The 12,349-nt window shown below is 57.0% G+C and carries 11 protein-coding genes; 7 read left to right on the top strand and 4 right to left on the bottom strand.

Annotated features, from left to right (window positions below):
- Together betA and I5192_RS10390 are read left to right on the top strand one after the other, a co-directional pair.
- The gene (gene betA, locus I5192_RS10395; RefSeq protein WP_170647960.1) at nt 1-1,659 is read left to right on the top strand and encodes a choline dehydrogenase; all 1,659 of its coding nucleotides are present in this window, start codon (nt 1-3) and stop codon (nt 1,657-1,659) included.
- Between the two features lie 133 nt (nt 1,660-1,792).
- Nucleotides 1,793-2,032 carry a YdcH family protein gene (locus tag I5192_RS10390; RefSeq protein WP_170392158.1) on the top strand — a complete coding sequence of 80 codons (240 nt, stop codon included), beginning with the start codon at nt 1,793-1,795 and terminating at the stop codon, nt 2,030-2,032.
- A 56-nt stretch (nt 2,033-2,088) separates the two neighbouring features.
- On the opposite strand, the gene I5192_RS10385 is transcribed toward I5192_RS10390, so the two are convergent.
- Together I5192_RS10385 and I5192_RS10380 are read right to left on the bottom strand one after the other, a co-directional pair.
- On the bottom strand, nt 2,089-3,489 hold the full coding sequence (locus I5192_RS10385) for a short-chain fatty acyl-CoA regulator family protein (protein ID WP_223116804.1): 1,401 nt from the start codon (nt 3,487-3,489) through the stop codon (nt 2,089-2,091).
- A 64-nt stretch (nt 3,490-3,553) separates the two neighbouring features.
- Complete coding sequence (locus I5192_RS10380) at nt 3,554-4,759, bottom strand: multidrug effflux MFS transporter (RefSeq protein WP_170563891.1); 1,206 nt, start codon at nt 4,757-4,759, stop codon at nt 3,554-3,556.
- A 181-nt stretch (nt 4,760-4,940) separates the two neighbouring features.
- On the opposite strand from I5192_RS10380, the gene I5192_RS10375 reads away from it, so the two are divergent.
- The 3 genes from I5192_RS10375 (at nt 4,941) to I5192_RS10365 (ending at nt 7,471) form a co-directional block, all read left to right on the top strand.
- Nucleotides 4,941-6,473, top strand: coding sequence for an acyl-CoA carboxylase subunit beta (locus I5192_RS10375; protein ID WP_170392153.1), 1,533 nt, complete (start codon nt 4,941-4,943; stop codon nt 6,471-6,473).
- A 28-nt stretch (nt 6,474-6,501) separates the two neighbouring features.
- Entirely contained in the window at nt 6,502-6,981 is a 480-nt protein-coding gene (locus tag I5192_RS10370; RefSeq protein ID WP_223116803.1) for a DUF6497 family protein, read from the top strand.
- Between the two features lie 136 nt (nt 6,982-7,117).
- The gene (locus I5192_RS10365) at nt 7,118-7,471 is read left to right on the top strand and encodes a hypothetical protein (RefSeq protein ID WP_170512369.1); all 354 of its coding nucleotides are present in this window, start codon (nt 7,118-7,120) and stop codon (nt 7,469-7,471) included.
- Between the two features lie 86 nt (nt 7,472-7,557).
- Here I5192_RS10365 and I5192_RS10360 read toward each other — a convergent pair whose 3' ends face one another.
- Nucleotides 7,558-8,709 carry a DcaP family trimeric outer membrane transporter gene (locus tag I5192_RS10360; RefSeq protein WP_223116802.1) on the bottom strand — a complete coding sequence of 384 codons (1,152 nt, stop codon included), beginning with the start codon at nt 8,707-8,709 and terminating at the stop codon, nt 7,558-7,560.
- Nucleotides 8,710-9,359: 650 nt separating this feature from the next.
- On the opposite strand from I5192_RS10360, the gene I5192_RS10355 reads away from it, so the two are divergent.
- The gene (locus I5192_RS10355; protein ID WP_170392147.1) at nt 9,360-9,563 is read left to right on the top strand and encodes a hypothetical protein; all 204 of its coding nucleotides are present in this window, start codon (nt 9,360-9,362) and stop codon (nt 9,561-9,563) included.
- A gap of 117 nt (nt 9,564-9,680) precedes the next feature.
- Nucleotides 9,681-11,726 (top strand): acetyl/propionyl/methylcrotonyl-CoA carboxylase subunit alpha, encoded by a 2,046-nt coding sequence (locus I5192_RS10350; RefSeq protein WP_223116801.1) that lies wholly within the window; start codon nt 9,681-9,683, stop codon nt 11,724-11,726.
- A gap of 76 nt (nt 11,727-11,802) precedes the next feature.
- Here I5192_RS10350 and I5192_RS10345 read toward each other — a convergent pair whose 3' ends face one another.
- On the bottom strand, nt 11,803-12,249 hold the full coding sequence (locus I5192_RS10345) for a DUF4174 domain-containing protein (RefSeq protein ID WP_170392143.1): 447 nt from the start codon (nt 12,247-12,249) through the stop codon (nt 11,803-11,805).
- Between the last annotated feature and the right edge of the window lie 100 nt (nt 12,250-12,349).

Genomic DNA, 12,349 nt, shown 5'->3' with positions numbered 1-12,349 from the left:
ATGGAAGCAGATTTTGTCATTGTTGGCGCCGGTTCTGCTGGTTGCGCGATGGCTTACCGTCTGAGTGAGGCCGGAGCCTCGGTTCTGGTGATCGAGCATGGCGGCACAGACGCCGGACCCTTCATCCAAATGCCTGCCGCCCTTAGCTATCCGATGAATATGTCGCGATATGACTGGGGCTACAAATCCGAGCCCGAACCGCATCTGAACAATCGTCAACTTGCTTGCCCCAGAGGCAAGGTGATCGGAGGGTCTTCTTCGATCAATGGCATGGTCTATGTGCGCGGTCACGCGCGGGATTTTGACACCTGGGCCGAGATGGGCGCAGATGGATGGTCTTACGCAGATGTGCTGCCGTACTACAAACGCATGGAAACCTGGCATGATGGTGGCCATGGCGGTGATCACACCTGGAGAGGCACGGATGGACCTCTGCACGTGTCGCGAGGGCCTCGTGAAAATCCGCTGTTTAAGGCGTTCGTCGATGCAGGTCAGCAGGCTGGATATGAGGTCACTGGCGACTATAACGGTGAGAAACAAGAAGGTTTTGGGCCGATGGAGCAGACCGTCTGGAAAGGACGGCGCTGGTCGGCGGCGAATGCGTACCTTAGGCCAGCGCTCAAGCGGCAAAACTGCGAAATCATCCGGGGTCTTGCGGCGCGCGTGATTATTGAATCCGGGCGCGCATCCGGGGTCGAATTGATACGGGGTGGCAAACGGGAAGTGATCACAGCGCGGCGCGAGGTTGTATTGGCGGCTTCGTCGATCAATTCGCCTAAACTGCTGATGCTTTCGGGGGTTGGACCTGCGGCGCACCTGGCTGAGCACGGTATCAAAGTGGTCGCCGACCGCCCCGGCGTCGGCGCCAATCTGCAGGATCACCTAGAGCTTTATATTCAGCAGGCCTCGATCCAGCCGATCACGCTTTACAAGCATTGGAACCTGATCAGCAAAGGAATGATCGGAGCGCAATGGCTGTTTACCAAAACAGGCCTTGGTGCATCGAACCAGTTTGAAAGCGCCGCCTTCGTGCGTTCGAAACCGGGTGTGGAATATCCTGACATACAATATCATTTTCTGCCGATGGCGGTTCGCTATGATGGGCAGGCGGCAGCCGAAGGGCACGGATTCCAGGCGCATGTGGGGCCAATGCGGTCGCCCTCGCGCGGCGCTGTGACTCTGCGATCCGCCAAAGCCGAGGACGCGCCGGTGATCCGGTTCAACTACATGAGCCATGACGCGGATTGGGAAGACTTCAGAACCTGCATTCGCTTGACCCGAGAGATATTTGGACAGCAGGCGTTCAAACCCTTTGCCGGTAAAGAGATCCAACCGGGGGCGGAGGTTCAGTCGGACGAAGAGCTAGATGCCTTTATCGCCGAGCATGCCGAAAGCGCCTATCACCCTTGCGGGACTTGCCGCATGGGCCGCGCTGATGACAAGGATGCCGTTGTCGACCCGCAAGGGCGTGTGATTGGGGTGGATGGATTGCGCGTCGCCGATAGCTCGATTTTCCCGCAAATCACCAATGGCAATCTGAACGCGCCGTCGATCATGGTGGGTGAAAAGATGTCGGACCATTTGCTGCAGAAAGACCCTCTGCCCAAAGCGAACGACCAGCCCTGGATAAGTCCGAGATGGGCAACGGCACAGCGCTGACACATCCAAAACCCACGGCGTGCATTTATCTTGAAAGCTGGTTGATTGCGCTCAGAATTTGATCGGCGTCAAAGCGGAGTGCGACAGTCATGTTTAGCCTTGGGATGTAACGCTGAAACAAGGAGCCAACTGGATGTCTCATACCCCGCATGAACTGGCTGAAGAGTTCCCCGACAAGCTCGAAGTGATGAGCCAGCTCAAGCAAACGGATGCGCATTTTGCCCGACTTGCGGATGAGTATCATGAGGTCAACCGCACCGTGCATCGGGCTGAAACCAATGTTGAGCCGATGGAGGAATTGGCCGAGGTTGATTTGCGCAAGAAACGCGCGGCGCTTAAGGACGAGATCTGGGCGATCTTGTCAAAAAGTTGAGTATTAAGCGGGGGCTCTGCCCCCGGTCTCGCAGGATATATATGGCCAGGCGAAGATCAGGTGACCTCATAAGGCAGGGTGCCGCGGCTATGGGCGTCGATGGTCAGGCGGCGCTCTAACGGTGGGACTGATCTTTGGTGGCAGGTTTGGCGCTCGCATATGCGACAGGATATGCCGATGGGCTCGTAGGCGCTCGCATTGTTTATGTCGAGATTATCGGCGTAGACCAATGCTTCGGCATGACGAACCTCACATCCCAGGGCGATGGCATAGCGGCGGACAGGAGCACCGAACGAGCCTCCGGATTTTGAAACATCACGAGCCAATGAGATATAGCGGACGCCATCCGGTGTCTCGGCTAGCTGTTGCAGGAAATGACCCGGGGTCTCGAATGCCCGGTGGACATTCCAGAGTGGGCAGGCGCCGCCGAAGCGGGCGAATTGAAGCCGCGTGGCTGAATGGCGTTTGGTGATTGTTCCGGCCTGATCTACACGGACAAAAAAGAACGGAATCCCCTTTGCGCCGGGGCGTTGTAGCGTAGACAGGCGGTGCGCCACCTGTTCAATCGACGCCCCGAACCGGTTGCTGAGCAGCTCCAAATCGTGCCGATAGTCCTGCGCTGCGGATAGGAAAGCGCCGTAAGGCATCAGCGAAGCCCCGGCAAAATAGTTGGCGAGGCCAATCTTGGCGATGGCTCGGGCCTCATCGCTTTGGAAACGGGCGAAATCTAGCGTTGCTTCAAGCAGCTTATCCTGACTGATCAACGCCACCTGCAGCAGCAGTTGGAAGACCTGCGTTTGTGGTGCGGCGCGCGAGGAAAGGCGCAGGGTTTTGTCACCAGCATTGTAGCTGCGTAAGGTTTCTGTGTCGGCAAAAGTGACGTGAATGCCGCGTTCTGACAGGCTGTTCAGGGCGACTTGTCGAATATCGCTGGTTTCATCGGCACGGCTGGCGAAGCGTTCGGCGGCGCGGTCAACGGCGTCAATATAATTGTCGCAGTAGTGAAAGAAATCGCGCACCTCTTCCCATGGGCTGGCCTGAATACGGGCATCCTCGCGGCCCAATGCCTCGTCGAGCGAGGCGAGGCGTTCATGGGTCTGGCGATAGGCGCGGTGTAACTCGATGAACGCGCGTGCAAGCGCGGGCGCATTTGAAGCGGTGAGCCTGAGATCAGCCAGAGGGGGCGCCGTTTCGGCGAACACCGGATCGGCCAGTGCTTCGCGCATATCCGAAACCAATCGTTCGCTATCCCCTGTGCTGAGTTCGGTCACATCCATACCAAACTCTTGCGCTAGTGCCAGAACAACGGTCGTCGTAATCGGCCGGTTGTTATTCTCCATCTGGTTCAAATAGGGCAGTGAAACGCCCAGTTTTGCGGCGAAATCCTTCTGCGTGAGGGTCAGGCGTGTGCGCATTTCGCGCAGCTTGGCGCCAGCGTATAGTTTCTGAGTGGCCATGGCGGTTCTTTGCAGCTTTACTGAATCTGCAGGCTAACTTTGCAAACCCTGTCGCGCAAGCCGTCTACAGACCCAATTGCCGTTCGCGCCAGATAACAACGCTGATCGCGCAGATTGCCAGTGCGGCGGTTGCCAGCATCAGCCAAAGCAGAGGCATCGCGCCCGTCTCATGCGTCAGCAATGCGCCTGCCAATGCGCTGAGTGCTGCGCCGCCGCCCAACATGATCGCACCGCTCAAACCAGAGGCTGTAGCCGCAAGATGCGGGCGGACCGAAAGCGATCCGGCGGTTGCATTTGGGATCGCCATGCCGTTGCCCAACCCGACGAAGGTCATCAGGCCGAAGAAGCTGAGCGCCGTTCCCAAATCCACTAGGAACAACAAAGCTGATAGGGCCACGCCAATTGCATTCAGCCAGCATCCCCAGCGCACCATTCGGTTGACGCCGAAGCGAACCGAGAATCGACCGCTGATGAAGTTACCGAAGAAATAGCCAATCGCAGGCGCACCAAAGTAGATGCCGACCTCGGCGGCTGTCATGCCGAACACTTCGGTCCCGATAAAGGGTGCGCCCCCGAGATAGGCAAAGAACGCACCTGAAGAGAAAGCTGAGGACAGGGAATAGCCCCAGAAGCGGGGCGATTTCAGCAGTTCAGGGTATTCGCGAAATTGCTGCATCAGTGTTTTGCCGCTTGCGGCGGCGGTTTCGCCAAAATCTTGGTAGGTCAGCGCCAGCGCTAGTGCCGCAAGGGCAAAGGGTAGCCAGAAATTGGCTTTCCAGCCAAAAGTTTCTTCGAGAAGCCCGCCGACAGCAGGGCCGATCATCGGGACGACTGCCATCCCCATGGTGACATATCCGAGCATTGAGGCAGCCTGGTCCTGTTCGTACATGTCCCGCACAGCCGCACGGCTTAAGACAATACCAACGACAATGACGGCCTGAAACATTCTGAAGGCCAGAAAGGTTTCGACATTTGGGGCGTATATACACCCGAGCGTTGCCAGCAAAAAAAGGGCGAGTCCCCACAGCAGTACAGGCCGACGTCCGGCCTTATCGGCGATGGGTCCTATTAAGATTTGCAGTGCCGCGTTGACCAGAAGATAAAGCGCGATCGAAAGCTGCATCACCTTGTAATCAGTCTGAAAATACGTCGCCATAAAGGGAAGGCTGGGCAGATACAGATTCATGCTCAGCGCCGACAATCCTGACAACAAAACGAGTGTTGCAAGCGTGGGGGGCGTGCGGCTGACAGAGGGTGAACTGAACTGCATGGTTTACCTTTAGACCCTGATCGCGCGAAATGCCATCGGCAGTTTGGCTTGTTGTGTTAATTAACAAATTTGCAGTTATCTCAAATAGTGTTGCCAAATATTTGCAAATTTGCCGAAAACTTCTTTGGCCGCCGATCCCAACTCGTTATGGTCGCGCAAATTCTCTTGGGAGACTACCGACATGAAAGACATCCTTTCCGAGCTCGAAGGCCGTCGCAACAACGCGCGATTGGGTGGCGGGCAAAAACGCATCGACTCGCAACACGCCCGCGGAAAGCTGACGGCACGCGAACGGATCGAGTTGCTGGTAGACGAAGGCAGCTTTGAAGAGTTTGACATGTTTGTCAGCCATCGCTGCACTGATTTCGGGATGGAGAAACAAAAGCCTGCTGGTGATGGGGTGGTCACAGGCTGGGGTACGATCAATGGTCGAATGGTCTACGTCTTCAGCCAGGACTTCACCGTATTCGGCGGCTCGCTGTCAGAAACCCATGCGCAGAAGATTTGCAAGATCATGGACATGGCAGTTCAAAACGGAGCGCCGGTGATCGGGATCAACGACTCGGGCGGCGCGCGGATTCAGGAGGGCGTCGCTTCATTGGCCGGATATGCTGAGGTGTTCCAGCGTAATATCATGGCCTCAGGCGTTGTTCCGCAGATCAGCGTGATTATGGGGCCGTGCGCAGGTGGTGCGGTTTACAGTCCTGCAATGACCGACTTCATCTTCATGGTCAAAGACACCTCGTACATGTTCGTGACCGGCCCAGACGTTGTGAAGACCGTCACCAATGAGGTCGTGACGGCGGAGGAACTGGGAGGGGCTTCGACCCACACCAAAAAGTCGTCGGTCGCTGATGGCGCGTTTGAAAACGATGTGGAGGCGCTGGCCGAGGTGCGCCGTCTTGTCGACTTCCTTCCGCTCAACAATCGCGAGAAACCGCCGGTTCGTCCGTTTTTTGACAGCCCTGACCGGGTCGAGACATCGCTGGATACGCTGATCCCGGACAATCCGAACACGCCGTACGACATGAAGGAACTGATCACCAAAGTGGCGGATGAGGGTGATTTTTACGAGATTCAGGAAGACTACGCTAAGAACATCATCACCGGTTTTATCCGGCTTGAGGGGCAGACCGTGGGCGTCGTGGCCAACCAACCCATGGTATTGGCAGGATGTTTGGACATCGATAGTTCCCGAAAAGCGGCCCGGTTCGTGCGGTTCTGTGATTGCTTTGAAATCCCGATCCTGACGCTGGTAGATGTGCCGGGCTTTCTGCCGGGGACGTCGCAGGAATATGGCGGCGTGATCAAACATGGTGCGAAGCTGTTGTTTGCCTATGGTGAGGCAACGGTTCCGAAGGTTACGGTGATCACGCGTAAAGCTTATGGTGGTGCGTATGATGTGATGGCGTCGAAACACCTGCGCGGCGATTTCAACTATGCCTGGCCCACGGCTGAGATCGCGGTGATGGGTGCAAAGGGCGCGACCGAAATCATCCACCGCGCCGATCTCGGCGATTCCGATAAGATCGCGCAACACACTCAGGACTATGAGGACCGGTTCGCAAATCCCTTCGTTGCGGCCGAGCGCGGCTTTATCGACGAGGTGATCATGCCACAATCGACCCGCCGCCGTGTATCACGTGCATTTGCGAGCCTGCGCGGCAAGCAACTGAAGAACCCTTGGAAAAAGCACGACAATATCCCGCTGTAAATGCCCGCCGAGGAGGCCCGAGCCGTAAATGCCCCGATTGACCGGACATAAGACCGCGCAGGTTGCAACAGCTCTGCACGCTCCCTCGGAGGAAGGAAACCGCCGCTGGCGGATCCGGGGATGCGCCGGGGTTTTTACGTTGCTGGTCGGAGTAGGTTCGGCGCTGGCCTCAAACCTGCTGCCCGTGCCATCGGGTCAACCGGTCGAGCTTAGCGATGTGCTTCTGGACACCAATCCGGGTGAGCTTTGGGTGCGGTTTCGGTTCATTGCACCCAAGATCGGATCGACTGCAGGTCGTATCTCATATGATGTCGCCGTAGTCGACATGGAGCATTTGTGTGAAACACTGGCGGTGCCTTATGTGGCCCAGCACGAATTGCAGCCTGCCCGGATTGTGATTTCGTTTTCGGACAGACCGGTAGCGTTCGGCACCTCCGAACCTGACGCAACGCAGTTCTTCGAAGCCTACCGGCTGGATCAATCCCGGTGTATCTGGGAGGGGCTCTGACCATGAACCAACAATGTCACGGTCTCAGAGTGTCCCGATACAGTGATGCAGCTCTGGAGGTTCGCATGATCACTTCAATCCCGCAGGCATGTCCGATGGCCTGCCATATCTGGAACTTGTCCGTTGAGGTTTCGCAATGCTGAAACATCGCGGTTTCCCCGGACGTTTGCCCGGAACAGACTTCCAGTTCACCATTCGGCGGGCCAATCCCAAGGGCGTTACGCCGCTGACCCAGCGAGAACGCTTTCGCGATCGCAAACCCGCCGACAAGCGCGCAGATGTCGCGTTTATCGAGGCGTTATGGGCGCATTTTGGTGATCAGCCCTTTGAGCGAGGCAATCTGGACGCGGGCCGTCTAAGTTGGCTGTTCGGGCGTGAGGTTGTCGCCGCCGAAGACCCGTTTGATCCTGCAAGCTATGATGCTCTGCTGGTGATCAATCTGGACGCCGCGCGCCAATCTTTCCCTGACGTGTTCGACGGAGCGCGCTGATTGTGACCGGGGCTGCCGCACATAACACTCAGATGATCAGTGACACTGGAACCCTGCCCGCTAATGGGCAGGGTAGGCTGTTTTCATCAGAAGTTGAGTTGCGCGGCCAACTGGACACGATTGCCGTCGAATGTGTCGCCGGAAATTGTGTCGTTCCGCTCTCCATAGATGTATTCGGCGCTGAGCGTCAGGTTGTCTGTCGCCTTGTAAAAGGCATTGACGTGGATCGTCTCAAGCTCGGTGAACGACAAAGTACCGGTCGATGTAGGCAGGTCGTAGTCTTCCTTGCCATAGGCGATGCCGACGTTCCATTTGGAACTCAGGTCCTGACGGAATTCGATGGTGTAGCCATCAACATCGTTGGCCTGACCCCCGACGATTGCATCGCCCAAGCCGATCAGGTAGGGGCCAAGTGCCTCGCCGTTGACATAGTTGACCTGAAACAACCCACCTTCCCACGGTCGGATCGAGCCCGACAAAGAGAAACCGGTCTGATCGACCTCGACGTCGCCGGATTGCGCCTTGCCGTAGAGCGCCGAGGCACGAGCGATGTATTTGCCATCGTTGTATTCGACCGAACCAGTCAGCACGGGATCATCCGAATCCGAGCCGCCGACGTTTTCTTCAACGGAAACGGCGAAGGTGGTATTCGATCCGATATTGTTGGTGTAGCGCACCTGCGGAACGCGCGCGAAAGCGATCCCGACCGGCCCGTTAAATTCCACCGAGGTCGGGTAGGTGTCCAGAGGTTGGAAATTGGTCCAGTATTGTCCGATCAGCCATTGTTCCCCAATTCGGATATTGGCATGACGAATTCGGAATTCGGCGGTTCCGTCCGAGCCGAAGGCATCGACTTCGATCTGGCCCTGAATGTCACCGATTCCCGAAGGCGTGCTGGTGCGCAGCCCGATACGAGACTGACGGACTGTGGCGCCAAACGTACCATCTGTCTCGGCCGAGGGTTCACCAATCACGTTTACGAATGCGGTGTCGCCCTGATCGTATTCGAAGTCATAGAAGAAGTCGGCTTTGACATAACCGTAGACGTCCAGAGTGGTGTTGCCGATCTGCAGATCCCCAGTGCCAGACCCGGGATTGGAGGATTCCAGCGCTTCGACCCGGGCGCGCAGTGCATCCAGTTCAGCCTGAGTTTGTGCATCTTGCGCCAAGGCTTGCATACCGGTCACGGAAAGCGCGCTGGCAGCAAGCAGGCTAGCAGTTTTACCCTTTGTTATCATATGGATAGTTCCTTGTGTGCGAGTGTGCAGGGGCACCGTTCCACGCAACTGAATTCTTGGGAAATCACCAAGTTGAGAGAAGATGCTCTCAATTTTTCAAGCAAAAGTGTCGGTAGACATGTGACGTTTCACGCTGCGGTGAAACCAGAATCTAAGTTACTGTCACCGGAAGGATTTTTGCGTGAGTTTGTAGTGATGTTGCGTGAGGTGCCTCGCGCACTGCCTCGCTACAAGTCTTCGATTTGTAACAGGAACGTGACGGATTTCAGACGTAGTCGTCGCTGTCCGGGCGATTACGACGTCGGCGCAAATCTGCGTGGTGCCGCGCTGGATGGGCAGGTTTCAGCCGGAATCTCAGATGGAAACAATAACTGGTTGGCGGCCAGAATTGTGCTGTGCACAGTGATTGGGCCGTGCGGCTCTACTTTGCCTGCGTCGCACAAGCACCTACTATTCCGTACCCCTTCCTTCCGCGGGCAGGCTTGTGTTCCCCACAGAGTTCTGTCCGCGGTTTTCTTTTTGTCAGGATTGGACAAAAAGCGGCAAAAACCTGCGCAATTCGCAAGTTTGAGGTCCGTGTTATTGCATAACAAGGCGCGAAATCGGCATCTGCTCTCAAAGACTGCAAAAAATCTAGAAGGGCAGAAACCATGCGAATCAAACGAATTTCCCTTGCGTTGGCAACCTGCGCGGGTTTGGCGGCCTGCGGTGGCTCGACCGGCGAACAGGCGATCCTTGGCGGCGGTGCGGGGGCTCTGGGGGCGGCGGTCCTCAGTGCAGATCCGCTGCTTGGGGCGGCAGTTGGGGCTGCGGGCAACGTGCTTTACTGCAAGACCCAGAACAACTGTAACTAAAGCTGAATTTAACGGGGCTGGAAAAGTCCCGTCCGTCATTGCGTATCACGCCGTCGTGGGGTCAACGCCCCGCGGCGGCGTTTTGCGTTTCCAGAACATCAAGCCAAAGGACGTTCCATGTTCAACAAGATCCTGATCGCAAACCGGGGCGAGATTGCCTGCCGGGTCATCAAGACCGCCCGCAAGATGGGCATTGGCACGGTTGCCATCTATTCAGATGCTGACAAGAACGCCCTGCATGTTTCAATGGCGGATGAGGCCGTGCATATCGGCCCGCCGCCCGCCAACCAGTCATACATCGTCATCGACAAGGTGATGGATGCCATCCGTAAAAGCGGCGCGCAGGCGGTCCACCCCGGTTATGGCTTTCTGTCCGAGAACTCCAAATTCGCCGAGGCGCTGGATGCCGAAGGCGTCGCCTTTGTCGGCCCCCCGGTCGGTGCGATCGAAAGCATGGGGGACAAGATCACCTCGAAGAAGATCGCGCAGGAGGCCGGGGTTTCGACGGTGCCCGGTTACATGGGCCTGATCGAAGACGCCGATGAGGCGGTGAAGATTTCGAACGACATTGGCTATCCGGTGATGATCAAGGCCAGCGCAGGCGGCGGTGGCAAGGGCATGCGGATTGCGTGGAATGACGAAGAGGCGCGGGAAGGTTTCCAGTCATCCAAGAACGAGGCCGCGAACTCCTTCGGCGACGACCGGATTTTCATCGAGAAATTCGTGACTCAGCCGCGCCATATCGAGATTCAGGTGCTCTGTGACAGTCACGGCAATGGCATCTTTCTCGGGGAACGCGAATGCTCGATCCAGCGCCGGAACCAGAAAGTTGTGGAAGAGGCGCCATCGCCCTTTCTTGACCCCGAAACCCGTAAGGCGATGGGCGAACAGGCCGTCGCGCTTGCCAAAGCGGTGGACTATGCCAGTGCCGGTACGGTGGAATTCATCGTGGATGGCGAAAAGAACTTCTACTTCCTCGAAATGAACACCCGCCTGCAGGTGGAACACCCGGTGACCGAACTGATCACTGGTGTCGATCTTGTCGAACAGATGATCCGTGTGGCCGCTGGTGAAAAACTGTCGATCACGCAGGATGACGTCACCCTGACAGGCTGGGCGATTGAAAACCGTCTTTATGCAGAGGACCCGTATCGTGGCTTCTTGCCCTCGATTGGCCGCCTTACCCGTTATCGCCCGCCGCAGGAGGTCGCAGCCGGCCCGCTGCTTGTGAATGACAAATGGCAAGGTGATGCGCCTAAAGGGGATAGCGCTGTGCGTAACGATACCGGCGTCTATGAGGGCGGCGAGATCAGCATGTATTACGACCCGATGATCGCCAAGCTGTGTACTTGGGCACCGACCCGCGAACAGGCGATTGAAGCCATGCGCGTGGCGCTGGACAGTTTCGAAGTCGAAGGCATCGGTCACAACTTGCCATTCCTGTCAGCGGTCATGGATCACCCGAAATTTGTAAGTGGTGACATGACGACCGCTTTCATCGCCGAGGAGTATCCGGACGGGTTCGAAGGCGTCGACCTTCCCGAAGAGGATTTGCGCCGTATCGCAGCCTCGTGCGCTGCCATGCACCGGGTTGCCGAAATCCGTCGCACCCGCGTATCGGGCCGGATGGACAACCATGAACGGAAGGTCGGCAAACGTTGGAATGTCGCTCTGCAAGGGCAGGATTTCAGCGTCAAGGTTAAGGCTGACAAACAGGGCGCGACTGTCAAATTCAAAGACGGGTCAGCTCTGCGTGTGTCCTCTGACTGGACGCCGGGTGACCAACTTGCGGTGTTGGACGTGGATGGCAGCCCGTTGGTCTTGAAGGTTGGAAAGATATCGGGCGGGTTCCGTATCCGAAACCGAGGGGCTGACCTCAAGGTACATGTGCGCACCCCGCGTCAGGCCGAACTGGCCCGCCTGATGCCCGAGAAGCTGCCGCCTGATACATCGAAAATGCTGCTCTGCCCAATGCCGGGCTTGATCGTGAAGATTGATGTGGAAGTAGGTCAGGAGGTGCAGGAAGGTCAGGCACTTTGTACCGTTGAGGCGATGAAGATGGAGAACATCCTGCGCGCTGAGAAAAAAGGCGTTGTCTCCAAGATCAACGCGGGCCCCGGCGACAGTCTGGCCGTTGATGATGTGATCATCGAGTTCGAGTGATGATGCGGACACCTGCGACATATCTCTCAAGGTTCCCAGCGGCTTCCGCCGGGATATTGAGGCATGTCGCAGGTGCTCAGCCGCCCTCACGTCGTTCGCGGATTTCGCGTTCGCGCAAAGGCGTCTTGTCAATGGATCGGCCAATCTCACGCACGCTCCATGGGCTGGGTTTGCGCAGTTTGACGACACCATCCTTGTCAACAAACACCATCTGGAAACCACGCGGTCGCAGTTTTGATCGGATCGATGATCGCGCCGCCGGATCAGTATCGGTCAAGACAATCACGTCGCGATCCCGCATTGCGTCCTCGCCTTCGAGCAACATGTCAATCTGTTGCTGGAATCTTGGGTCTGCCGGGGTATCGGCAAAAACGACGATCGGGCGATGCGTCCAGAGAAAATCGCTTAGATCGCTGTCAGCTACTGGACGAACAAAGCTGTCATCCGCAGGGGCAGTCGCGTCGGCGGCCAAGGCGGCCAACGGGAATAGTGCCGAGAAAACAAAGGCAAGCGTGCGTGTCATGAGGCCTCCTGTTGTGATGAATATAGCCTCTGCTGGGGCGAATGCGACTGACGAAATGCGTGTGATCACCAAAAATTTGCTTCGTGGACGCCGCACCCAC

This window comes from Ruegeria sp. SCSIO 43209 (genome assembly GCF_019904295.1).
GTDB lineage: Bacteria > Pseudomonadota > Alphaproteobacteria > Rhodobacterales > Rhodobacteraceae > Ruegeria.
Note: the sequence above shows the minus strand (reverse complement) of the source record. Positions and strands in the feature narration are given on the sequence as shown.